The sequence below is a fragment of the Burkholderia mayonis genome (assembly GCF_001523745.2).
Classification (GTDB): domain Bacteria; phylum Pseudomonadota; class Gammaproteobacteria; order Burkholderiales; family Burkholderiaceae; genus Burkholderia; species Burkholderia mayonis.
Genome location: NZ_CP013387.1, coordinates 742,045 through 766,472, shown reverse-complemented (window position 1 = coordinate 766,472; position 24,428 = coordinate 742,045). Strand labels below are relative to the sequence as shown.

At 68.3% G+C, this 24,428-nt stretch carries 19 protein-coding genes and 1 pseudogene; 1 reads left to right on the top strand and 19 read right to left on the bottom strand.

Translation table 11 applies throughout. The features are described from left to right. Window positions 1-23: 23 nt before the first annotated feature. Both fdhA and WS70_RS21925 read right to left on the bottom strand, forming a co-directional pair. On the bottom strand, window positions 24-1,223 hold the full coding sequence (fdhA, locus tag WS70_RS21935; RefSeq protein WP_059472123.1) for a formaldehyde dehydrogenase, glutathione-independent: 1,200 nt from the start codon (window positions 1,221-1,223) through the stop codon (window positions 24-26). Window positions 1,224-1,507: 284 nt separating this feature from the next. Beyond that, window positions 1,508-1,678, bottom strand: a pseudogene (locus WS70_RS21925) (LacI family transcriptional regulator); the annotation flags it as partial. A gap of 177 nt (window positions 1,679-1,855) precedes the next feature. On the opposite strand from WS70_RS21925, the gene WS70_RS33915 reads away from it, so the two are divergent. Next, window positions 1,856-2,083, top strand: coding sequence for a hypothetical protein (locus tag WS70_RS33915; protein WP_059472122.1), 228 nt, complete (start codon window positions 1,856-1,858; stop codon window positions 2,081-2,083). A 191-nt stretch (window positions 2,084-2,274) separates the two neighbouring features. Here WS70_RS33915 and WS70_RS21920 read toward each other — a convergent pair whose 3' ends face one another. The 17 genes from WS70_RS21920 to WS70_RS21830 all read right to left on the bottom strand — a co-directional run bounded on the left by WS70_RS21920 (window position 2,275) and on the right by WS70_RS21830 (window position 24,426). Beyond that, window positions 2,275-3,537: an HlyD/EmrA/EmrK family protein gene (locus WS70_RS21920; RefSeq protein ID WP_082722319.1), complete on the bottom strand. Its 1,263-nt coding sequence runs from the start codon at window positions 3,535-3,537 to the stop codon at window positions 2,275-2,277. A gap of 300 nt (window positions 3,538-3,837) precedes the next feature. After that, window positions 3,838-5,391, bottom strand: a complete 1,554-nt coding sequence (locus tag WS70_RS21915; RefSeq protein WP_059597310.1) for an efflux transporter outer membrane subunit — start codon at window positions 5,389-5,391, stop codon at window positions 3,838-3,840. A 117-nt stretch (window positions 5,392-5,508) separates the two neighbouring features. After that, entirely contained in the window at window positions 5,509-6,552 is a 1,044-nt protein-coding gene (locus tag WS70_RS21910) for a glycosyltransferase family 2 protein (RefSeq protein ID WP_059597311.1), read from the bottom strand. Window positions 6,553-6,720: 168 nt separating this feature from the next. Continuing rightward, entirely contained in the window at window positions 6,721-8,310 is a 1,590-nt protein-coding gene (locus tag WS70_RS21900) for a DHA2 family efflux MFS transporter permease subunit (RefSeq protein WP_059598079.1), read from the bottom strand. Between the two features lie 11 nt (window positions 8,311-8,321). Continuing rightward, on the bottom strand, window positions 8,322-9,638 hold the full coding sequence (locus WS70_RS21895) for a glycosyltransferase (protein ID WP_059598078.1): 1,317 nt from the start codon (window positions 9,636-9,638) through the stop codon (window positions 8,322-8,324). Window positions 9,639-9,896: 258 nt separating this feature from the next. Continuing rightward, complete coding sequence (locus WS70_RS21890; protein ID WP_059598046.1) at window positions 9,897-10,796, bottom strand: alpha/beta fold hydrolase; 900 nt, start codon at window positions 10,794-10,796, stop codon at window positions 9,897-9,899. 572 nt (window positions 10,797-11,368) lie between these two features. Next, window positions 11,369-11,644, bottom strand: a complete 276-nt coding sequence (locus WS70_RS21880) for a hypothetical protein (RefSeq protein WP_059598047.1) — start codon at window positions 11,642-11,644, stop codon at window positions 11,369-11,371. A 311-nt stretch (window positions 11,645-11,955) separates the two neighbouring features. Continuing rightward, a complete protein-coding gene (locus WS70_RS21875; protein ID WP_108034116.1) occupies window positions 11,956-12,264 on the bottom strand; it encodes a hypothetical protein in 309 nt (102 codons plus the stop codon). A 147-nt stretch (window positions 12,265-12,411) separates the two neighbouring features. Further along, a complete protein-coding gene (locus WS70_RS21870) occupies window positions 12,412-12,771 on the bottom strand; it encodes a DUF6277 family protein (RefSeq protein WP_059471572.1) in 360 nt (119 codons plus the stop codon). A gap of 58 nt (window positions 12,772-12,829) precedes the next feature. After that, the gene (gene tssM / locus WS70_RS21865; RefSeq protein WP_059598048.1) at window positions 12,830-16,333 is read right to left on the bottom strand and encodes a type VI secretion system membrane subunit TssM; all 3,504 of its coding nucleotides are present in this window, start codon (window positions 16,331-16,333) and stop codon (window positions 12,830-12,832) included. Then, a complete protein-coding gene (gene icmH / locus WS70_RS21860) occupies window positions 16,330-17,994 on the bottom strand; it encodes a type IVB secretion system protein IcmH/DotU (RefSeq protein ID WP_059598049.1) in 1,665 nt (554 codons plus the stop codon). The genes tssM and icmH overlap by 4 nt, the downstream gene beginning before the upstream one ends. A gap of 82 nt (window positions 17,995-18,076) precedes the next feature. Beyond that, window positions 18,077-19,438: a type VI secretion system baseplate subunit TssK gene (gene tssK, locus WS70_RS21855; protein WP_059471569.1), complete on the bottom strand. Its 1,362-nt coding sequence runs from the start codon at window positions 19,436-19,438 to the stop codon at window positions 18,077-18,079. Further along, window positions 19,435-20,028: a type VI secretion system lipoprotein TssJ gene (gene tssJ, locus WS70_RS21850; RefSeq protein WP_059471568.1), complete on the bottom strand. Its 594-nt coding sequence runs from the start codon at window positions 20,026-20,028 to the stop codon at window positions 19,435-19,437. The genes tssK and tssJ overlap by 4 nt, the downstream gene beginning before the upstream one ends. Window positions 20,029-20,033: 5 nt before the next feature. Next, window positions 20,034-20,420, bottom strand: coding sequence for a DUF4150 domain-containing protein (locus tag WS70_RS21845; RefSeq protein WP_025990153.1), 387 nt, complete (start codon window positions 20,418-20,420; stop codon window positions 20,034-20,036). A 36-nt stretch (window positions 20,421-20,456) separates the two neighbouring features. Then, window positions 20,457-21,137, bottom strand: a complete 681-nt coding sequence (locus tag WS70_RS21840; protein ID WP_059471567.1) for a DUF3540 domain-containing protein — start codon at window positions 21,135-21,137, stop codon at window positions 20,457-20,459. 2 nt (window positions 21,138-21,139) lie between these two features. Further along, window positions 21,140-22,210: a pentapeptide repeat-containing protein gene (locus WS70_RS21835; protein WP_059598050.1), complete on the bottom strand. Its 1,071-nt coding sequence runs from the start codon at window positions 22,208-22,210 to the stop codon at window positions 21,140-21,142. Further along, window positions 22,207-24,426 carry a DUF2169 family type VI secretion system accessory protein gene (locus tag WS70_RS21830; protein WP_059598051.1) on the bottom strand — a complete coding sequence of 740 codons (2,220 nt, stop codon included), beginning with the start codon at window positions 24,424-24,426 and terminating at the stop codon, window positions 22,207-22,209. Before WS70_RS21830 ends, WS70_RS21835 begins: the two co-directional genes overlap by 4 nt. Window positions 24,427-24,428 lie beyond the last annotated feature (2 nt).

Genomic DNA, 24,428 nt, shown 5'->3' with positions numbered 1-24,428 from the left:
GTGCTGGTTTTCCGGCGCGTGCATCAGGCGGCGTTCAGCATGCCGTGCGGATCGATGACGAACTTGCGCGGCGCGCCGCCGTCGAACTTCTTGTAGCCCTCCGGCGCCTGGTCGAGCGAGATCACCGACACGTTGACGATCTTCGCGATCGGCAGCCGGTCGAACAGGATCGCCTGCATCAGGTTGCGGTTGTACTTCAGCACCGGCGTCTGGCCCGTGAAGAACGTATGCGACTTCGCCCAGCCGAGGCCGAAGCGGATGCTCAGGCTGCCGTGCTGCGCGGCCTTGTCCTTCGCACCCGGATCGTCCGTCACGTACAGGCCCGGAATGCCAATCGCGCCGGCGGGCCGCGTGATTTCCATCAGCGAATTCAGCACCGTCGCGGGCGCCTCCTCCGCGTGGCCGGACGAGCCGTGACCGTGCGCCTCGAAGCCGACGCAGTCGACCGCGCAATCGATCTCCGGCTTGCCGAGGATCTGCTCGATCTGCTCGCCGAGCGTCGCGTCCTTCGACAGATCGACGACCTCGAAGCCCATCGCCTTCGCATGCGCTAGACGCTCGGCGTTCATGTCGCCGACGATCGTGCAGGCGGCGCCGAGCAGGCGCGCCGACGCGGCGGCCGCCATCCCGACGGGGCCCGCGCCCGCGACGTAGACGGTCGAGCCGGGCTTCACGCCGGCCGACACCGCGCCGTGATAGCCCGTCGGCAGGATGTCGGACAGGCACGTGAGATCGCGGATCTTCGCCATCGCCTGATCGCGGTCGGGGAATTTCAGCAGGTTGAAGTCAGCGTACGGAACGAGCACGTATTCGGCCTGGCCGCCGATCCAGCCGCCCATGTCGACATAGCCGTACGCGCCGCCCGCGCGCGACGGGTTCACGTTCAGACACACGCCCGTGTGCTGCTCCCTGCACATCGCGCAGCGGCCGCACGCGACGTTGAACGGCACCGACACGAGATCGCCGATCTTCAGCGTCTCGACGTCGCGGCCGGCCTCGATCACCTCGCCCGTGATCTCGTGACCGAGCACGAGCCCGACGGGCGCCGTCGTGCGGCCGCGCACCATGTGCTGATCGGAGCCGCAGATATTCGTGCTGACCACCTTCAAGATCACGCCGTGGCCGATCGCGCGGCCGCTCGGATCGACCATCTTCGGATAGTCGATCTTTTGCACCTCGACCTTGCCCGGTCCCTGATACACGACACCTCGGTTGCTGCTCATCGCATTGTCTCCATGTCTCGTTGGCGGTGCGCCGCGCGTCGCCCGGCCCGCGCGTTCGGGCGCGTCGGACGGGCTTGCAGCGAGCTTTTCGAGGGTAGTCCGCGAGCCGGGGGGCCGAGCGTCCAAAAACCGACATCGGCTTGACTGCGGCCGACATCGAACGAAGCGGCGATGGTGGCAAGGGTGTCGACGGCGGTGCGGCGTTGCGCGCACAGGGCGTCGCGCAGTGCAGCGTGCGGCCACGCGTGGATGGGCCGCGCCCCCGCCCCGCGTCAGGCCGCGCATCAACCGCGTGCCGGCCCGTCCGTATCGCCCGGCTCGACGACGGGCGACGCGAGCCGATGCGCGACACCGGCCGGATCCGCGATGATGCCGACCATCAGCTCGGCGGCGATCGCCCGGCCTGATGCGTACCCGGTCGGCTGCAGCACCGTGGCCGCCCGGTGCTGAAACACGATGTCGCGCGGCTCACTGTCGTGCGCGACAAGCCGAGCGCCTCCGACAGCGCTTTCAGATTCACCTTCACGATCTCCCCTCGAACGGGCTCCATCCGTTCGGCCGGCGACCGCGCCGGTCATCGTTTCTCGAAACCAGTTTGAATATTCGGCACAGAGCAAGTTTCCCTCACGAACTTGCCGATTCTCGATATCGAAACGCACTCGCTCGCCGCGCTCAAGGAAAGCACCGAACAGTGGAAACTGCTGGAGGTCGAATCTGCGAAGGACACGCACCTGCTTCGTCAGCGACTCGGCCAATCCCGCGGAAATATCCGGCAAGGACTGGGGCTGGTTGCATTTCAACCTCAACGCACGCGCTCGATCGAACCGGATGCGCAACCGCCCGCGATGCGGAGATTGTGACGAAAAACGCGCGCCGCAGCTTGAGCCGACATTCGCACTGCGTCACTGCGTCGCTCCAAAGCCGGCGCGACAAGGTACTCGCCAGTTGTCGTCTCGAAACTTGACGACGTGGGGTGAATCGTGAACGTCATCGCGATGGGCCCGACGCGCATCCATCGCTCGCCCGATCGATCGACGCCCGCAACGCCGGTTCACCTCCCCCCGTCATTCGCCCGAATCACCGCCTCGGCCGCCGCATCGGCATCGCCCGCATAGCCGTCGTGCACCCGCGTGCGCAGCCCCGGCAGCGGCGCTTCGCCGTCGAGCAGATGGCCGCCGCGTTCCTTCGTCTGAACCGTCGCCCGCATCGACAGCCCCACCCGCAGCGGATGCGCCGTCAATTCCGACGGCTCCAGCGAGATCACCACCGGCACCCGCTGCACCACCTTGATCCAGTTCCCCGCCGCGTTCTGCGACGGCAGCATCGAGAACGCGCTCCCCGTCCCCGCCGAGAAGCCCTCCACCCGCCCCCGATACGTCACCCGCGAGCCGTACAGATCCGACTCCAGCCGCACCGGCTGGCCAACCCGCATGTGGCGGATCTGCCCTTCCTTGAAGTTCGCCTCCACCCACACCTGCCGCAACTGCACCACCGACATCAGCGGCACGCCCGGCCCCACCTGCTGGCCGATCTGCACCGTCCGCTGACCCACCGTGCCGTCCACCGGCGACACGATCGTCGTCCGCTTCAGATTCCGGTACGCAAGCCTGAACTGCGCGGCCGCCTGCTGCACCGACGGGTTCTGCTCCACCGGCCGCTCGCTGCCCAGCGCGCGCGCCGCGTCCAGTTGCGCCTGCGCGCCCGCCAGCGCCGCCTGCGCGTTCGCCAGGTTCGACTTCGCCCGCGCCAGCTCCTCCGGCGCCACCACCTCCACCGACGCCCCCGCCCGCGCGCGATACGCCTGCTGCGCGAGCTTCAGGTCCGCCTCGCGCGCCTTCACCGTCTCCTCGTACATCCCCATCGAGATCCGCGTGTTCGCGACCTGCCGCACCGCCTGCGCGAGCTGCGCCTGCGCCTGCGCGAACGCCGCCGACGCGTCCGCGTCGTCCAGCTTCGCCAGCACCTGCCCCGCCTTCACCTGCTGCGTGTCGGTCACCAGGATGTCGGTCACCGTCCCCTGGATCTGCGCGGCAATCTGCACGATGTTGCCGGCGACGTACGCGTCGTCGGTCTCCTCGCTGTAGCGGCTGACGAGGAACCAGTAGAGCCCCGCCGCCAGCGCCAGGATCGCCAGCAGTCCGAAGAACAGCGTGAAGCGGCGGCGGCGCGTCGCGCGGCGGGCGGCCAGGAGCGCGGCGTCTCCGGGGCGGGCGGGCGCGCCGTCCGTGGCAGGATGCTTCGCGGACGAGCCGTCGGCGCTCGCCGTGTCGTTTGGCGTCTTCGCGCGCAGCGTGTCGGTGGCGGTGTCGTTCAAGGTCTTGGCGTGCGTCGGTGGCGTGGCGCCATGGGGCGGCGGCTCGGCGTGCTCAGCGTGCTCGGCGTGCTCAGCGTCGACGGCGGTCTTGTCCGACGCGCTGGCATGCGCGACGGCGGTATCGTTCGAATCTCTCGTATACACAATGGTGATGGCGTTGGATGCGTTCGTGTTGGATAGGTTCGGGTGAGCGGCATGCTTGCCCATGTCGGCGGGGTCATCGGCGAGGCCATCGGCGAGGCCATCGGCGGGATCATCGGCGGGGTCATCGGCGGGGTCGTCGTGCATGCGCTCGGTCGATCAATCGTGCGCCGGCTCGGCCGGCCGCGACGCCGCCGCGAACGGCTTGCCCGCCTGCGCGAGCGGCGCGCCGCTCGCCTGCCGTCCGTCGAAGCCGCCGCCCAGCGCACCAATCAGCCCCACCCGCAGCGTCCGCCGACGCGCCTGCAGCTCGATCGCGTGCGCCCGCTCGTCCAGCAGCGTCAGCCGCGCCAGGTTCACGTCCTTCTGCATCCCCATCCCCCGCCGGTGCCGGTCCTCCGCCAGCGCCACCATCCGCTGCGCCGACCGCACCGCCTGCTGCTGTTCCTTCAGCAGCGCATCGACCGTCGACAGCGACGTCAGTTGCCGCGCCACCTCGCCCAGCGCCCCATCCACCGTCTGGTTGTACAGCGCCAGCGCCACGTCCGCGTTCGCCACGTCGCCCCCCAGCTTCGCCTTCAGCCGGCTGCGATCGAAGACCGGCAGCGACAGCGCCGGCCCGATCGAGCCGCCCAGCGCATCCCGCGAGAACAGCGACGCCGGCGTCAGCGCGAACAGTCCGCCCAGCGCCGCCAGGTTCACGTCCGGGTAGAACGACGCGCGCGTGCCGTCGATCGCCGCGTACGCCGATTCCACCCGCAGCCGCGCCGCGACGATGTCCGGCCGCCGCCCCAGCAGCGCCGCCGGCAGCCGCGCCGGCAGCGGTGCGTCGGCGAGCGGCGCGAGCTTCGGCCGCGCGAGCGACAGCCCACGCTCCGGCCCCCGGCCCGTCAGCACCCCCAGTTGCAGCTTCAGCAACTGGATCTGCTCGTCGGTCAGCGCGATCTGCTCGAGCAGCTTGCTGCGCTTGAGCGCCGCGTCGTCCGCGTCGTAGCCGTTGTCGATCCCGCGCGCCGCGCGCTCGCGCAGCACCGTCTCGACCTGCTCGCTCGACCGGCGCTTCTGCTGCAGCAGGTCGCGCAGCGCGCAGGCCCGGTCCAGCTCGCCGTACAGCGTCACCACCGCCACCGACAGCGTGAGCCGCGCCTGCTCCGCGTCGACCCGCGCCGCGTCGCGCATCGACATCAAGCCGCGCGTCGCCGCCGCGTTCTTGCCCCACAGGTCCAGCTGGTAGTTCAGCCCGACGAACAGCGACGATGACGACATCACCGATTCGCCGACGAGCGGCACCGACACCGGGAAGCCGTTCACCACCGTGTTCACGGTGCCGCCCGAGCGCGGCAGGTGCGCCTTGCTCAGCGACGCGCCCGCCGTCGCCGTCAGGCCCGTCAGCGACTCGAACTGCTGCAGTTGCGACTGCGCGACGCCGATCCGCGCCTGCGCGGCCTGCAGCGTCGGGTTGCGCTGCAGCGCTTCGCCGACCAGCGTGTCGAGCTGCGGATCGCCGAACTGCCCGACCCAGTCGGGGCTCGGCCACGCGCCGTGCGTGGCGCCGCCCGTCGTCCGCGCGAGCGCGTCGTCGTCCGGCTCGCGCGGCGCGAGCGTCGGCTTGAAGCCCGACGGCACGCAGCCGGCGAGCGTCCATGCGAGTGCCGCGAGCGCGAGCCAGCTCGCCGCGCGTCCGACTGTCGTTCTCTTTGCGTCCTGATTCATCCGCGTCGGGTGTCCTTCGTGCGCGCCGGGTCGTTGGTCATGGTGTAACGTCGAATGCGTCAAGTTCGACAGATCTTCCGCCTACGGTCTGGTTGCGTCGGCAAGCTGATTCCGGTGTTATCTCGCTGCGATCTCGCCATCGTGACTCAAATCGTTTGGCATCGGGTCGCGGCGAGCTTCGTTCGGGCTGCTTGACGATTCCGGTTGACCCGTGCTGCGTTGCGGCACGGACGCCCAAGCCGCCCCGCGCGAGCGCGCTGCGTCGATCGCCCCCAGGCGACCGAACAATCCGTCGAGCACGCCCAGCGCGATCCCGCGCAGCTTCGCCCCCTTCTCCCGCTCGCACAGCACCACCTGGATCACCTGCCACACCGTCAGCAGATTCGGCACCAGCGCGACCGGGAACCGCAAGCCGTACTGCAGCCCCACCTGCATCGCGTTGCGCGCGCTGTAATATCGCCGCTGCCACGAATGGTGCATCGCGCTCAGCTCGAACGGCCCCACCCGGTGCCGCCGGCGCGCGCCGATCCGGTGCGTCAGCACGAGCGACGGCACCACGTACAGCGGCACGTTGCGCGCCAGCGCCCGCAGGCAATACTCCGTGTCGACGTGGTCGATGAACAGCGCCTCGTCGAACCGCCCCAGCTCCGTATAGGCCGCCCGCGAGATCACGCTGCCCGACGAGATCAGGAACGCGCAGCGCTGCGGCGCCGTCTCGCCTTCCACCCGCACCCGATGCACCGTCACGCCGCTCGTCATCAGCTCCGGCAGGAACCGTTGATCGTTCGCGTCGTAGATCCGCGGCCCCGCGATGAACGCGCCCGCGCCCAGCCGCGCGCACGCGTCGCGCATCTGCGCCAGGAACGTCGCCGGCACCGTCGAATCCTGGTCGAACAGCGCGACCGCGTCGATGCCCTGCGCGAACAGCGCCGACAGCCCCGCGTTGTACGCGCCCGCCACCCCGCCACGGTTGCCGTGGCGCCGCCACACGACGTTCGCCCGCGACGCCAGCGCGCGCACCCGCTCGCGCGCCGACGGGTGCGCCTGCGGCGTGTTGTCGACCACCACGAGCGCGTCGCTGTCGCGCGCGAGCGCCTCCAGCCCCGACAGCTGCTCGTCCGTCGGGTAATACAGAATCACCAGCGCACCCAAGGTCGTCATCGTGCTTCCTTCGTTGTCGCTTCGTCGCCGCTTCGATGCCTCAAGTCGTCAGGACTTCGACGCATCGCCCTTCGGCTTCGGCTTCGGCTTCGGCTTCGGCTTCGGCTTCGGCTTCGGCTTCGGCTTCGGCTTCGGCTTCGACGAATCAGGAACGCGGCGGCTACCGCCTCAATGCCCCAGCGTCGTCGCCGCCCCCCGCTTCGGCCGCGTCAGCCACATCAGCCCCGCCAGCAGCAGGCACGTCCCGCTCGCCATGTAGAACATGTCGTTCGTCGCCATCATGTACGCCTGCTGCCGCACCACCTGGTGCAGCGAGCTCAGCTCCCGCGCCCCGTGCATCCCCATCGCGTGCAGCGTGTCCACGTACCGCTGCGTGTTCTCCGACGCACGCGTCACCGACTGCGACACCACCGCGTAGTGGTACGTCGCACGGTTGTCCCACCACGTCACGCTCAGCGCCGTCCCGAACGCCGCCGACAGCGTCCTTAAAAAGTTCGACAGGCTCGACGCCGCCGCCAGCTTGTCGTCCGGCACCCGCGACAGCGTCGCCGCCGTCAACGGAATGAAGAAGCACGGCAGCCCGATCCCCTGGATCAGCCGCGGCGTCGCCACCTGCGCGAACGTCATCGTCAGCGTGAAGTGCGTGCTCCACCACATCACCCCCGCGAACACCCCAAACCCGAACGTCACCAGCACCCGCGCGTCCACCCGGCTCGCGTACAGCCCCACCAGGATCGAGAACACCAGCGCCAGCACGCCCATCGACGCCGTCGCCAGCCCCGCCTGATAGGCCGTGTATCCCATCACCGCCTGCAGCCACAGCGGAAACACCACCCCCACCACCGAGAAGCTCATCATCCCCAGCGAGATAATCACCACGCAGAACGTGAAGGTCCGCTCCCGGAACAGGCTCAGATCCACCACCGGATGCACCTCCCCCGCCTCCCAGATCAGCAGCGACGTCAGCGACACCGCCGCCGTGATCGCCAGCGTCGTGATCAGCGACGAATCGAACCAGCCCCGGTCGCGCCCCAGGTCCAGCATCACCTGCAGCGCCCCCACCCCGATCACCAGCAGCACGATCCCCGGCACGTCGATCGGGCTCGCTTCGCCCCGCTGCGCCTCCGGGTGCAGCATCAGCGTGCACACCGCGAACGAGAACAGCCCGATCGGCAAATTGATCAGGAAGATCCACGGCCACGAGAAGTTGTCGATCAGCCAGCCCCCCACCACCGGCCCGAAGATCGGCGCGAGCAGCACCGTCATCCCCCACAGCGCGAGCGCGAGCGTGCGCTTCGCCGGCGGGAACGACCGCATCAGGATCGTCTGCGACAGCGGCACCATCGGCCCCGAGCACAGCCCCTGCAGCGCACGGCACGCGACCAGCATCTCCAGGTCCCGCGCGAGCCCGCACAACAGCGACGTCAGCGTGAACAGAATCACCGATCCGACGAACAGCCTCAGCTCGCCCACCCGCCGCGCGAGCCAGCCCGTCAGCGGCACCGCGATCGCCGCCGCCACCGAGTACGAGCTGATCACCCACGTGCCCTGGCTGTTCGACACCCCCAGGCTCCCCGAGATCGCCGGCACCGCCACGTTCGCCACCGTCGAATCCAGCACCTCGATGAAGGTCGCGAGCGACAGCGCGAACGTCAGGAGCGCGAGCCTCGCGCCGCGCAGCGGCCGGGCGGCGGGTTCGTTGTGCGACGGAAGGCTTGCCGCCGAATCGGCGTCGTTCGCGGGTACGCGCGCCGACATCGATTGCCCGCTCATGCCGGCTGCGCCTGCCGCGCCGCGACGCTCGGAGCGAAGCGCTCGATGAAGCGCGCCGCCTCGTCGCAGCCGTTCGGCTCCGCCTCCATCCGCGCCCGCACCTGCGCGCAGCGCGCCGCGATGGCCTCATCGCCCAGCACTCGCAGCAGCGCCCGGCCGAGCGACTCGCCCTGCACCGGCGCGTCCAGCCTCACCCCGCAGCCGCTCGCCGCGACCCGCTGCGCATTGTCGAACTGGTCGTGCGCGAACGGCGTCACCACCTGCGGCACCCCCGCCGCATACGCCAGCGACGCCGTCCCAACCCCGCCGTGGTGCACCAGCGCGCGACACCGCGGCAGCAGCGCCGCCAGCGGCACGTAGCGCCGCTTCAGCAGCGATACGCCATCCGGCTGCGCTCCATTCGTCTTCGTTCTCGTTGGCCCCGTCGTCCCCTCCGATGCCGCCGGCGCGTCCGGCGCGAGCAGGATCCCCCGCACCCCCGTCGTCCGCAGCACCGCCCTCACCGCCTGCTCGTAGGTCGCGCCGTCCACCCGCGTCGAGCCCGCCGTGAACACCACCGGCGCATCGCCCGACGCGACGAACGCGTCCAGCTCCGGGTCCGCGTCCCGCGCCCCCGTCTCGTTGAACAGCGGAAACCCGCTTTGCAGATGATTCGCCGGCCAGTCCGGCTGCGCCGCCGCAAACCACGACGGAAACAGGCACAGCACCCCGTCCGTCGAATGCAGCCAGCGCCCCAGGATCCGCCGCGCCGGACCGAGACCCAGCGACTGCCGCGCCGCATTCAGCTCCGGCCCGCACACCCGGTCCAGCACCTGACGCTCGATCAGCGTCATCAGCCCCGCCTTCACCGCCAGCGGCAAGCCCTTCGGGATCGTCAGCCGCTTGTGCGTCGGCGGCGCGTGCGCCGACAGCAGCGTCGACGGCGACACCTGCACCGACACGTAGCGCGTCCCGTAGCGCTCCTGCATCAGCCGCGCCGAGAACGCCCACAGCGTGCCCACCAGCACCGTGTCCGCGTCGCTCAGCGAACGCAGCACGTCGAAGTGCGGCCGCACCACCGGCGCGATCACCCGCCACAGCGTCCTGAACGACGTCCGCGGATGCCACAGCGCCGGGTCCGCCATCGCCTGCGCATAGTCTTCCGCCGTGCCCACCGGCTCGAACCCGAACCCGCTCGCCCGCACCGCCGCCTCGAACGGCGGATGCGTGCAGAACACCACCTCGTGGCCGCGCGCCGCCAGCGCCCGGCTCACCCCGAGCAGCGGGTGCACGTCCCCCGCCGACCCGATCGCCGTCACGATTACTTTCGACATCGCTTCGTCACTCAATGCAGCGCGGCAGCCGACGCACGCGCGCAGCGGGCCGTGGCGGACCGGATCGGCCGCCATCGGCTGGCGCTCGATACGCACCGCCGCGCGCTTCCGTCCAACGAACGCCCCTCGCCTTGGCCTTCCGTCGCCGCAAGGCCCGATGCGCATCACGCCGATTTGCCTGTTTGAACGAGCCGGGAACGACGCGCGCCGAACGTCGACACGCACACCCCTGTCCCGGCTGCCTTGGACCGCCGCGCGCTACGACAGCGCCGGCATCTGCCCGAGCGGCGCGAGCGTCTCGCCCTGCGCCGCGTCCCGCGCCCCGCTCGCCCGCTCCTCGCCGAAGAAGCTCAGGAGCATCGAGCGTACCTGCTCCTGCTGCTGCCGACCTTCGAGATCCAGGAAGTGGCCCGCCTGGCGGATCGTCGCAAACTCCGCCCGGCGCACGTACGCGCCGAGCCGGCGCACGTCCGACGCCGTCGTGTACTCGTCCAGCTCGCCGTTGACGAACTTCACGTCGCAGCCGATGTTGTGGAATTCCGGCAGGTACTGCTCCGGCTGCATCGACAGGATCTGGTCGACGTGGAACGCCACCTGGTCCTGCTCCTTGCGCGGCAGCTTCGTCAGGTAGCGGTAGTTGTACAGCTTCATGATCCGCGGCAGGTAGCGCCCCACCGTGTCGTTCAGGAGCTGCGCCGCCTTCAGGTTCTCGCCCGCCGCAATGTGGTCGCGCGCGCGCGTCACGTAGTCCGTCATCGCGTCGTTCAAAAACGGCGAGAACGATGCGATCACCGCCCGGCGCACGCTCGCGCACCCCCGCGCCAGCGCGAACAGCGACGCCACCCCTCCCCACGACACCGACAGCAAAAAACTCGGCTCGAACCGCTCGGCCAGGTGCAGCAGAATCTCGACCTCGTCGTCCTTCGTCAGAATGTACTCGCCCGGATTGTGCTGCCGCGACTGCCCCGCGTACGGCAAGTCGAAGCACACCGCGTTCAGGCGCTCGCCCAGGTAACGGATCGTCTGGCCGAACGACGCGGTCGTCGCCAGCGCGCCGTTGACGAGGATGACCGTCTCGAAGGCCGGATCGAACACGTGACGCTCGACGTGGACCTTCAGTCCGTTCGGCAGCGCTACGACCTGTTTCTCGATAGGCATGGCGTAATCTCCCGCATCTGCTCGGCAAATGAGCTGATCCCGCGCCCCTCCCCTTGAAGGACGCCTCCACGTAGCCGCACGCCCTCCCGCGCGATCCGCCCGCCCTGCCTCGCGCGCGCCGTGACGGCTACCCACTCGCCGGAGCCGCGCATCGCCTCATATTCCACAGGCAATACGCCCCTCGGGCCCGTCGCGGTCACCCCGCTTCTCTCGGCCCGTGGTCTCCAGCGCCTCTATCTCGCATGACGCCTCTCCAGGAAATTACCGCTTTCCGTCGCCTTCCCGCTTTCATTGCTGTCGCGCGGTGACGTGCTTTATGAAATGAGGATTCTGCAGTGCAGCATAAGATATCGATTCCTAAATGTAAACATTTTTGAATCGATTTTCGATTTTGAAGCGAGTTTCAAAAATGCACTTGCTTATCACCATCATGTCGATATGGATTTTTAAAATAAGCTTAATCGAGTATTTACGGCACGCCTTCTGAAAAACGACATCGCCCCCTCATCGCGATCCATATTCGCGCGACGAATAATTCCGCCTTCTGACGCACCGAAGCGCGCTTACTGGAATCAATGCCCGCCGCTCGCGAGCCCCATATACATCACGCGGCTGTTGTCCGCCGGGTCGACCATCACCCGCACCCGCTCGCCGATACGCGGAATATTCCCCAAATCGATGAATTGCTTGATCGTCACGTCCCACGATGCGCCATTGTGGTGAATGCGCAGATCGATCCGCATCATCGGCACGTTATTCAGCGTCACGCCGGTTTGACCGATATTCACGACGTCGGCAACGGCCTCATAACCGTTCTTCACGACGGTCTGAGCCCGAACCGACGACATGACCGTCGACAGGGTCATGGACGTCGTCACTACCACGAAAATCAGGACAATCGCTACCAATACGCCGACGACACTGATTATCGAAGTCTGGAACATAAATACGCTCCTTTTCCGTCAATAAGACACTCCTGGTTGATTTCGAGAAGAGCCTCGATTACTCCGCCCGTAAACCGACGTTTATACGATAGTTTCGTGATCATTCAAGCGGCTTTCGCGACGATGACTCGACGCGCCGTACGTCGCGAAAGCCGTCCGGCTCGCCGCCACCGCCCGTGCAACAGCCGGCTGCCGGCGCGATGCGCGACAGGTCGTTACTTGCGCGCTTCGTTCAGCGTCGCGTCGCTCGTCTCCGTCGTCGAAGACGTCGCCGACGTCGGCGCCGACGCAGCCGAAGGCGACGACGACGGCGAGCGCACCGTTGCGATCGCCTTGCGCGTGCGCGAAGACGTCGCCTGCACCGCCTCGTCGGTCGCCGAACGCACGCCCTGGTTGACCTGCGACGTCGCCGCCTGCGTCACTTGCTCCTTCACCGACTGAAACAGCTGCCCCAGTTGCGCATGGCTGTTCACCGAGATGAGCCCCACCACGATCCCTGCCAAGATTCGTTTCGACATCGAAATATCTCCATCCTCACAATAGATTGAAACGAGCGCGCCGGCGCGCGCCCGGTACTCGCCTGTGCACCGCCAGGCGTCGCGCGGCGCGCGACGACGCCCGCGCGCGAAGCGCGCTGACGCCGACGCAACTGCCCACGCAGCCAAACCGCATCACTTGCCCGTCCTGAACGGCGCGAAGAAGATCGACGGCATTTCCTCCGGGAAGCCAACGGCGTTGGTCGGACGCAAATCGCGCATGTCGACGTTGAAGTCGTAAGTCTTCTGACGTTGCTGGTTGTCCTGATGGATCATCACCTGCTTGTCGACCGCGGACTTGATCGTCGACATGTGCTCGAGCATCTTCGAGCCGACCTGCTGAACGTTGCCGATCAGGCTGCTCGCGTTGCTCGACGACGCGGTCGACAAATCCGGGATCGAGTTCATGAACGGCTGCGCCATCGAGCCGCTTGCGTCCTGTCCGTACTGGTGCGCGTTGCTGCATGCGGCGAAGATTTCCTTCGGATCAATCATGTCGTGCTCCTTTCTAGTGTGCGCGCCCTTCGGCGCATGAATACCGATGCTCGACGCATCACGACGGACACCTGAACGACTGCAGGATGCCCGACCATATCGGCGACGGCAGCGTCAGTGCCTGCCATTCGATCCGGACCGTGCCGAGGCTCGTCTGATACAGCCGCTCGCGCCGGTCCGCCGTCCCCATGCCGCCGACCGCCTGCCCCGCGTCGAAGAAGCGGAACAGCGCCCACGGCCCGTCGAACTGCAGCGTCGTCATCCGGCCGTCGACGGACTTCAGTTGCAACTTGATCGCCAACTGCGTGTTCTGATTGGTCCAGTCGATCCGGTGCGGCGACGTTACGCCGTGCGCGAAGCGCAGCGTCTGCCCGCCGACCGCGAGCTGCGCTTCGGACAACTGCGAATCCATATCGATGAAACGCAGCACGGTCGACACGCGCAGATGTCCCGAATCATCGAGCATCGCGCCGCGAATGCGGTCGGCCGTCTCGTACGAGCTGAGAACCGACTGGCTGACCATACCGTTCGGCCCGCCGTTCGAACGCAACGCCTGCCACGGTTTCGCGGAAGTGTCAACGTACGCGGCGAGGTGATCGCGGAAGTACGTCGCCATCAGCCCTTGCGAGCTGAACAATCGTTCGAAGTCCTCGACGCCCGCATCCGCCTGCGTGTTGCGGCGAAGCGGATAGCGGCTCGTGAAGCCCTGATCGCAGACCATCTTCGTCGCGCCCGCCGCGCCACGATTGAGCAGCGCGCCCGATTCGCGCGTCGTCATCGTGCTGCCGCTGCTCACGAGATCGAGCATGATCCCGCGCACGGGTTCCGGCTGACGCGCGGCCGTTTCCTTCAGCCGCGAGAACGCGTCGTACTGCGCGGGCAGCACCTGGCCCGCCTGCAGCGCGCCGTTGACGAGCCCGAGCTGCCGATACAGCGGCTCGAAGAGACGCGACAGCGGATTGTTCGCAATCGAGTTGTTGCGGTTCAGCTGCGCGGCGAGCTGGCGGATCGCCTGGAAGTGCTCTTCGACGACGTGCTCGGGCAACAGCACGGTTCGATAGTGCTGGCCGCTCAGCTCGCCGACGATCTGCCGTCGCCCCTTCTCGAAGCGGTACTTCTGGCGATCGATCCAGCTGTCGATGTTGCCTTCGTCGCTCGCGCCCGTGAGCGTCGTCTCGCGCGCGGCGAAACGCAGCAGGTTCGCGAGCGGCGACTGCGCCTCCATCATCGCCGCGGCGAGCTGCGACGCATCGTCGAGGCCTGTCACGCCGCGCACCGTCACGTCGTTCAGGAAGTTCTGCCACGCGCCGATGTAATCCTGCAGGAACTGATTGCGCGCGGAATCGCCGAGCTTCTGCACGAGTCCGTCGATCTGGAAGCTGTTGCCGGAGAGCGTCTCGTCGCGCAACACCCAGCTTTCTTCCTCGAGCATCGCGCGCGCGCTCTTCTGCAGACGCGGCAGGAACACGTCCGTGTAGCCCGCGCGCGTGAACCAGCCGGATACCGCGGTGTCGGTCGACGGCACGTTGCTGCGCATGCGCAGGCTCATCGACGCCTCGAAGCCCGCCGCGCGCGACAGCGAGATGTCGTTGACCTGCTGCGGCAGCCCTTGCGCGTGGATGTGCTGCAGCACGCGCGTGACGAGCGGGATCTGTGCGGCCTTCGCGCGCGCCGAGCGCACGAGGTTCGCGTCCTCCGGCGTCGCCGGCACGTTCTTCAGCGATATCAGCGTGCGCACGTGCGCGAGCAGCGAGCGACGGTCATCGTCCGAATACTGGCCGCCCGACAGCGCGTCCCAGCGGCCGTCGAGCCAGCGCACGACGTCGTCCGCCGAGCGTCGATCAGGACGGCAAAGCATCAGGTAGACCTTCAGCGTCTGGTAGATGTCGCCCGGGCTGCCGTCGACCTGCGACACGAGCGTGCGCCGCACTTCGTTGTACAGCTCCGGCATCAGCATCTTCTGCAAGTGCCGGTAATAGGTGTCGCGCGCCGTCTCGGCGACGAGCCCGTGCTCGAAGTACGGCGTCGCCATCCCCTGCGCGGCGTCCTCGGCCTGCAGTTGCGCGTAGCGCATCTGGTTCGCGATCTCGATGAGCGTCGAGCCGCCGTCGTTGCCATAGGACGCCTCGGCCTGCGCGAGCCGCTTCGCCTCGGTGAACTGCGCCCACACGCCGTCGAGGTAGTCGCGCTCGGTGACGTAGCCCCAGCCGAACCACAGCAGCAGGCATAGCGCGACGATCGGCACCGCGGTCCAGCGCAACGCGTCGCCGATGCGGCCGCGCCATGACTTCGCGCCGCTCGGCCGCACTGAATCTCGCTCGAGCGACACTTGCCGGATGAGCGGGTTCCATAGGTCGTTCAACGCCCGCGACGGCACAGGCAGCCCCGACGATCCGGGGCCGGCGGCGCCCGCCGGATGCGCATCCGCGAGCTCGGCCATCGAACCGAGCCACACGCCGCGCAACCGCGCGGCCGTATGCGTCTCGCCCGGCGCGAGCGCGACGTGCAGCCATGCGACGAGCGCCTTCTGCAAGCGGCTCAGCGTCTCGACGAAACGCAGCTGCGCATGGTTCATCGTTACTTCGGTCGCGGCAGGCGCCGAATACAGCACCTGCTGCTGGACCCGCTGCTGCAGCCCTTGCAGCGCGTGGTGCCAGGTCGCGTCCGCGCGCGCCGCATCGGCTTCGGCGCCGTCGTCGGGCAGACTGAAGCCGACGCCTTTCGCCCACTTCGACGCGTCGAGCAGCGATAGCGTCGACACCGCGCCGTCGAGCCGATCGAGCCCGTTCAGCGCGACGTACACCTGCACCTGCTGGCCGAACGCCTCGCGCATTTCGTCGAGCCGCGCACGCACCGAATCGGCGAGACGCTTGCGCGTGTCGAGCGGCGCATCGATCATGTCGACGCCGTCGAGGCACAGCACGACGCCGCTGATCGGCGCGCCCTTGCGCAGCCGCCGCATCCCGCGCAGCAGCTTGCGCCACGCATCGAGCTCAGTCTCGTCGACGCCCGCGCGCAGGCTCCAGCGGCCGCCGACGTCGAACCACACTGCTTCGCGCGTGATGCGGAAGTTGAAGTCGTCGCCGCGGCCGTACGTCGCGTCGGAGCCGAGCACGCGATCTTGCAGCGAGCCGGACACACTGACCGCCTTCGCGACGAGGCTCGACTTGCCGCTGCCTTCCGAGCCGAGCACCAGATACCACGGCAGCATCGCGCGATGCTGGCGCGTCAGCGCGCCGACCCAGCGCTTCCAGCGGCCGCGCGGCTCCTTCTGCCAGCGCTCCTTCAACTGCTGGTCGAGGCTGCGCAGATGCTTGTCGACGAAATCGAGCTGTTTCGTCTTCGGCGCGACCTTGACCTGTCGCGGACTCATCGCGAGCCGCGCCCAGAGCCGCGCGAGCGTCGGCCAGAAGCCCCAGATCAGCACGAGCGCGACGAGTATCTCGCGCACCCAGATGGGGCCGAGCGGATGATAGATGCCGAACGCGAAGAGCGGCCCCACCCACCAGATCAGGACGGCGATCAGAATCGCCGCGAAAATTCTCAAGCTCGTGCGGATCATGGCTGACGGCCCTCCGTCGTCGTCGCATACGGCAGTTGCCCTTCAGGCGCGATCTCGACGCCTTCCGGCATCGCCGGGCGCATCGGGACCTGGCCGGGCTTCTCCGGCTGCTGCAGGTTCAGGTTGCGGTCGCGGCGCTGCGCGCCGTCGGGAATCACCTTCCACAGCACATCGACGCGGCGGTTGCGCTCGTACGCGGCGGGCGTCTTCGCAGTGTCGATCGGCTGCCCGTCGCCGCGCCCCGAGTACTCGATGTTCCGCTGCACCGCGTTTTCCGGCGCGCGCGCGCCGCCCGGAAGCGCGGTCGCGCGCAGCTCGTCGGCGACGGTGCGCGCCCGCGCTTCCGACAGCGCCTGGTTGTCCGGGAACTCGCTCGTGCGGATCGGCCGCGAATCGGTATGGCCGATCACCTCGAGATCGCCCGGCCACGGCGCGAACGCGAGGCCGAGCCGCTCGATGTTGTGCATGAAGTCCGGCCGGACCTTCGCCTTGCCGACGTCGAACGCGCCGTCGCTCTTGAACACGAGCAGCCACCCTTGCGGATGCTTGTACGCAGTCAGCCACCCCTCCGTCAGGATCTGCGGCAGCGGCGGCGGCAGCGTCTCGGCGATGTTGATCGTGCGCGTCGGCGGCATCCACGCGGCGAGCGCGTTGCGGATCGGCCGCCCCTGCGAATCGAGCCAGAGGCTGATCGCGCCGTAGGCGAGCACGAGCACGCCGAGCGCGACGGCCGCCGCGCGGCCGGCCGTCCACCACGAGCGACGCCGCGTCGCGGGCACGACGAGCTCGGTGCCGAGCGGCTCGGGCGGCACGTGATGCCAGATCAGCGCATGCAATTGCGAGCGCAGGTCCTGCAGCAGCACATCGCCGCGATCGAGCACGCGGTAGCGGCCCTGCCAGCCGAGCGACAGGATCAGTTCGTAGAACGACAGAAGCGGGATCGGCGGCTCGTCTGACTTCATCCAGCGCGACAGGTCGGCGAACGCGTCTTCGCCGCCCCATGCGTCATCGTGGAACTCGACGAGCAGGCTGCGCTCGCCGTCATAGACGACCTGCGAATGCTCGCGCGCCGAATCGTTGACGGTCTCGTCGAGATACGTGCACAGCAGGTACGACGCATCGCGGATCTGTTCCCATTCGCAGCCGGAGCCCGCGAGCCGCTCACGGTAAAGCCGCACTTCGAGCCCGAGCTGCGTGCGGATCGCGGCCTGGTTGAGCGGCCCCGCCGCGAGATGCCGCTGAAGCTGCAGCACCGCGGGCAGCGCGTGCGACACGAACGGATTGTTCCAGCTCGCCTGCTGCAGCCCCGCCTTCATGATCGCCGCCTGCTCGCCTTGCGGGCTGTAGACGACGGGCGCCGCCGCCCGCGCATCGGCCGGCGCCTGCCCGCCGCCCGGCACCGGGAACTGCAGCACCGCCGGATTGCGCGACGCGCCGTCGGTGTGCGAGTACGCGTCGGGCGCGGGACTCGCGCCGGGCACGGCGGCTGATGACGACGCGAAACTCGGCGCGCCCGAACTCGCTGCCGCGCCGCCCGACGCGACCGCGTTCGTCGTGCCGGTGCTCGACACGGCGGTGCTCGTCAGCGCCGCGTTGGACAGTGACGACAGCGTCGGTATGCGCGTCGCGAGATCCGGATTCGCCGCGGCGCGGTCGAGCATGTTGGATGCCATCGATACACGGCGCAACGTAGTGGAGAGGTTTCGTAGCAGGCTCATAGCAGATTGCGTCTCATGTCGTGGTTCACGCCACCTTGCCGTCTCTCAGGCCCCAAGCTTCGAAGCGAAGATCGGGGAAATCGCCGACGATGCGCAACGCCATCGCCGAACCGGCGAGGGTCTGCTTCCAGAACGGGTCGGTCGACTCCACTTCGAAGTACGTGCTTTGGGCATAGTAGGGAATCTGGCGCGGGGGATTGGGCAGCGCAATCAAACGCGCGCCCGGCAGTTGCAGGTCCACGAGCTTCTGGATCTGCTCGACGGCGCCCAGCTTCGTCTGCTGCGGCAACAGCTGCCGCAGCTTCTCCGCCGGCATCGCGGCCGAAAACGCAAAAATCAGTTTCTTCAGGTTCCACTGCTTGTCGACGATGCAGATGTGCACCTGATCGCCGCGATCCTCGAAGCGCAGCGGCAACACCGGCGTCTCGATCACGCGCGCGAGCGCCTGGCGCAGCATCATCGCGAGCGGCTCGAAGCTCGTCTGCAGGTCGTCGTGGTTGTAGCCGAGCTCGCGGTCGGCGAGCTCCTCGTCGACGCCCGGCAGCACGCTCAGGCGTCCGAGCAGGCCGACCAGCTCGTGGTACAGCATCGCGGGCGGCAGCGGATCGAACGCGTCGAGGTTCGCCAGGCGCATCCGGTACTCGGCGATCGCCTGGCGCAGCAGCAGTTCGATCAGGTCGGCGACGCCGCCGCCCGTCGACAGCACGCGCTGCGCGGACGTGCTCGCGAGCCGCACGCGCAGCGTGCTCTGCAGCTCGTCGATCAGCGAGCGCAGCACGAGGTGCGCGCGCGTGTCGAGAAGCGGCGGAATGAAGCGTGGATCGAGCGATACGGTGCGGCTCGCGTTGCGGCCCGCGACGCGCGCGATCGGCAGCGCGACTTCGTCCGAGCGCAGCTGCGACTTCCAGCAGAGGCGCGTGACGAGCTGCCCGGTCTCGATCGTCAGACGCCGCGGCGTGCCGGGCGCGTCGAGCCCGACCGCGAGATCGGGCACTTCGGTCGATACGGCGCGATAGCGCGACGCCGACGCGACGTCGCCGAACGCCATCTCGGGGCCGCCCGTGCGCGCCGACTGCAGCGCGAGACACGCGATGTCGCCCGCCTGCGCGAACTCGGTTTCGAGCGGCGGCGGCAGCGGGTCGTCGGACGGCAGCGAGAACGCGGTGCCGTCCTGGAACACGCCGCGCGCGTGACGCAGCCCGAGCCGGCCGAGCCCCAGGCCGTCCTGATCGAGATCGAGCAGCGTGAATCCCCAGCCGTGATTCGACGTCTGACCGAGCCGAAGCGCGGCCTGATGCGCGAGATGCCGCTCGAGTTGCTGGAAGTGCTGCGTCTCGATCAGCATGCCGTCGCTCCACGCGACCGGTCCTACCGGCAGACTACTCATTGCCTGCTTCTCCTTGTCCCATAGGTGGTTTTCGTCTTGCGCGCGGGCTGCGGCTCGTCGATGTGGATCGCCGGGGCGGCGTCCGCGCCGGCGATGGGCACCGGCCCCGGCAACAACGCGTTATAGATGCCGTCGCGGTCGAGCCAGACGGCCATGTGAATCAATCCGCGGCCCTCGATGCGGATGCGCAGCGGCGCGTAATTCGCCGGCCGACGAGCGTAGTCGGCGTCGGTCACGAGCCAGAGGTCGCCCGAGCGCGGCAGGTTCAGCGAGAACTGCAACACCTGGTTCGGTGCGATCACGTGGCGCGAGTCGGCGACGACCGTGCTGTCCTGACCGCGCGACGCGCACGACGAGTCGTCGCTACCCTGCGTCGGCAGCCAGTCGGCCGCGCCCACGACGTAGACGCATGTCTGCACCGGGCGCGGCTCGCCCGTCGGCGCGACGTTCAGCCGGCTGCCGCCGACGAGCGTCACGTGCAGTTGCCGCGGCTCCTCGGGTTTCGACGAAGAAAACATCGAGCAGCCCGCGAGCAGGCAAAGCGCGACCGCCGCGGCGAACGATTTGAAGGGGCCCATCATGCGACGCACGACGTTCAGCTGAGGGTCATCGTGATCGTCTGCGACGGCGCGACGGAATTCCCGGCCGTGTTCTGGTTGTTCGGCAGATTCGTGTCCGTGAGGCGCGTCTGCGGCGCGCCCTGGATCATCACCTTGCCCGAGCCCTTCACGTGTCGCGACGGCCCCGAGACGGTGCCCGACGCGACGCCGCCCATCGAGCCCGGCTCGTCGCTGTGCGTGACCGGAATGATCGTGTTCAGGTTGTGCACCGGACCGCCCGCATAAATGATGTTCGGCACGTTCGGCACGGCCTCGGGCTTGTTCGCGATGTTCGGATACGACACGGGAATCGCAAGGGGCGGCGTCTTGCAGACGTCGGCGCCCGACAGCGCCATCCCTCCAGCAGAGCAATTTGCAAACATGACAATCTCCTTCAAGAAACCGGGCGCGAGCGACGCTCAGCCCATATGGATCTGGCCTGCGTCTATCTTCAGCAGCGACGATGCCGTGACGACCGCGCTCTTCGCATGCATCGCCATGTGCCGCTCGGTGTGGACGATCGTGCTGCCCGCATGCGTCGCGTCGGTGCCGCTCACGTGCGTCTGGCGCTCGGCCGCCGCCTGCGTGATCACCTGCGCGCGGTTCGCGAGCTGCGCGGCCTCGAGCGACAGCCGGTCGCGCGCCTCGACGCGCACGTCGCGCGCGCGCAGCGCGACGTGCGCGTCGCCGAAATCGAGCGCCACCTCGTCGCTCGCCTCGTCGCGTTCGAGCACCGCGAGCACCCAGCAGCGCTCGCCGTCGCGGCAGATCTGCACGAGATCGCCCGGCTGCGGCGCGACGACGCAGCTCACCGCCTTCTTCGCGCGCAACACGGCGCCGGGCTGCACGGTGACGAGCCATTCGCCCGCCGCCGTATGCGCTTCGCCGACGCACGCGAGCATCGTCGTCGCAGCAGCGGGCGCGGACGATGCCGGCTCGCGCGACGGTGCTTCCGCACGCACGTCATGCACACCCGGCCCCGCGTCGCGCACCCGCGCACCGCCCTTCATGATTCGCGTCAGCGCATGACGCGATACCGCGTCGTCGTCACACTCGTATGCAAGCGTGTCGTGCACGGCAGACATTTCCCGCATGCTCATCGTCAAACTCCTCTTGCTCCGGGTTGGACTCGCTGCCACCAGAGCTCGTCGTCGGCGCCGGTGGCTTCCTCGAAAACCGCATCCCGCGTATCCGCCGCGCTCCATGCCTGGCGCGGCTGGCCGACCAGGTTGCCGCCGCGGCAGTCGGCGCCGCGCAGGTCGACGCGTTCGAGATGCACGCCGCGCGCGTCGAGTAGCTGCAGGTGCGCGCCCGACAGATTCACGCGCGTAATCCACGCGTCGCGCAATGCGATCCGCGGCGCGCGCACGCCTTGCAACGCACTGTCCACGACGCTCGCGCTGTCGAAGATCGCCTGCGACAAGTCGCTGTTCGTCACGGTCAGGCCGTTGACGGTCGCATGATCGAAGCTCGCGAGCGGCAGCCGGCTCGCATGGATCTCGCCCGTCGCCCACGTACTGTGCGACCATGCGGTCTGCTTCAGCTCACAGCCGTGCACGGTCATCCGCTCGATTCGCGAGTCGATCCAACGCACGTTGATGCCGCGGCATTCGACGAGCACGGCGCGCAGAAAACCGCTTTGCCCGGCGATCAGGTTCTCGAACCCGACGGCTTCGAGCCGCAGATCGGCGAACTGGCTGCCGATCCACGACGTGTCGCTCCAATGGCCACCGCGCAGCGTGACGCCCGAGTAATTACCCGCGACGAGCGACACATGCGCGCCGCGCACGCCGTCGAACGTCCAGCCCGCGCCCTTCGACTGCGCGCACACGACGTCCTTCAGCAGGCTGCCCGTCCACGCGCCGCCTTCGATCTCGCATTCGTTGAACGACACGCCGCGCAACGCGCTCTGCGTCCACGCACCCGCGCGGATTCGGCTCGACTCGTGCGTGAGCTTCAGCAGCTCGCAGCGATCGAAGCGATTCGCGTCGAACGTGCAGTTCACGAAGCGCAGATTCGACAGCCGGCAGCCGGACCATTCGACGCGATCGAAGTGGCAATCGATGAAGAGCGTGTCCGCGAGCGCGACATCGCGCTGCGGCGACGCGTAGTGCTGCCCTTCGACGACTTCGGGCAGCGGCGGCGGCGGCACCGTCGAGCGGATCGTGCTCATCCCACCCTCCTCGGCACGTCGAGCTGGCCCGCGTTCAGATTGCCGCGCCACGCGCCCGCTTCCGGCGGATGGATCCACGACGTGCGGACCCGGACGAGATTGCAGTCGCGCATCCGCGTCTGCCGCATGTCGGCGCCGTACAGCATCGCCTCCTTCAGCGAGCAGCGATCGAACGACGTGCCCGTCAACTGCGCATGCATCACGTTCGCGCCGTCGAGCACCGTGCGGCTCCAGTGCGACTGCTGCGCATGCAGGTGCTGCGCGTTCAATTGCATGAACGAGCAGTGATCGACCTGCACGCGGTCCGCGCGCAGCTCCTGCAGGCTCGACGACTTGAACACGCAATCGGTGAGCCGTGCGCCATTGATCGACGTGCCGTGCGACAGCACCGCGAACGTCAGCATGCTGCGCTGCCAGACGCTCGCCGACAGGTCGGTCAGCAGGATGCTCGGCTTCGAGAGCGTGCACTGCGACACCGCAAGGCCCGCCATCCCGCATTCGACGATCGCGAGATCGTCGGCGCGCACGCGCGTCCAGGTCCAGCCGGGTGCGCTCACCTCGGACCACGACACTGAGCGCCATTCGACATCCTGAACGTCGCCGCGCACGCCGCCGCGCCCCTGCACCGACAGCATCGCCCACGAGCCGCCCGCGACCTTCAGGTCGTCGAGCCGACACTCGTCGATCGAGATCCGGTCGATCTCGATGTTCAGCCACGCGCTGCGCTCGAGATTGCAGCGCTGGATCTTGCCGCCTTTCCACCAGCCGTCGCTCATTTTCACGTCGGCGAACGAGCAGTCGACCGCATGCACCTGATTGAGCCGGCAGTTCATCCATTCGCTGCGATCGAGCGTGCAGCGCTCGAAACGCACGTCGTCGAACTTCCAGCCGTCGAAACGCAGCGACGACAGATCGGCATCGCGAATCGTGACGTTCGCGAGCTCGGGCGTCTTCGCATGACGCAGCCGGGTCCGCCAGTTCTCGCCGCCGCGCGGCGCGCCCGGCAGCTTCGCGTTGCGATTCGCTTCCTCGAACGCGGAGAGCCGCTCGCTCGCATCGCGCGCCTCGATCAGCTGACGGCGGTTCTGCTCGACCCGCGCACGGACTTCTTCATAGCCGCGCGGCGCCGGAGCGAAGCGCGGGTGATCTTCCGTGTCGAGGATCATCTCCCAGGTCCAGCCTTTTGCGACGGCCGGCATCAGTTCGTGATCGGCCTGCTGCAGAGGATCGGTGCAATTCAGGTCCGTGCGCTGATCGGCGAACTTCATCAGCGCGTCGATGTCGATTCGCTCCGACTCGTCCTTGAACGCGGCGACGAGCATCGTCGGGCTGTCGTCGAGCAGGAAATCGAGCGCGACCGCGCCGTTCCACCACAGCACGCCGATGCCGCGATCCGGCAGGAACCACACCGTCTGCTGCTTGAACGACAGGCGCTCGATGCCCGGACGCCCGTTTCGCGTCACGAGCGCGACCGGTGCGAGACGCGGCAGCTCGCCCATGAAGCCTTCGCCCCGCGGCCCGAAACCGCTCAGCTCGAAGCGCGCGCCGGGCGTCCAGCATTCGCCGCGCGCCCACTGGTCGGGCGCCGCCTGCTGGAAGAAGCGCAGATCGACGTCGGCGGGCCAGCCCATGTGCGTGCCGTCCTGCGCCATCGCGTCGACGGTGCCCGGCCGCGTCGGCATCCATTGCGTGCGCTCGGGCCAGTCGCTGCCGATCGCGCCCATCGCCGCAAGCGGCGCGGGACCGACGCCGAACGTGCGCAGTTGCTGCAGCGGCGGCGCGCCCGATGTCACGCCGAACGGGTTTTCCTGCGCGCCGCCCGCCGCCGCGTGCCGGTGATCCACCGCGATGCTCGCAAAGCCGCCTTCCGCGTGCTCGTCGCCGAGCGACATCGCGCACGAGACGATCTTGCGAACGCCGTCGAGCTCGACCCATGCGGTCCAGTCGACATTGCGCGCGCGAGCGCCGGGCGAGACGGGATGCGGCGAGTGGCCGGCGAGCAGCCATTCGGCGCGCTGCTTCGGCAATGCGGCTTCATACAGCGGCAGCGACGGCGCGGCCGCTTTCAGCGCCTCCCAGACGGCCGCTTCGTGCACGAGGATCGATGGCTGATCGAGCCGGAAGCCCATCCCGATGCTGATCGCGAGCATCGGCTGCGCGCCGATTTGCGTATTCGTCGTGGCCACGAGGGCCGCTTGTGGTTTGATATGTCGCATAG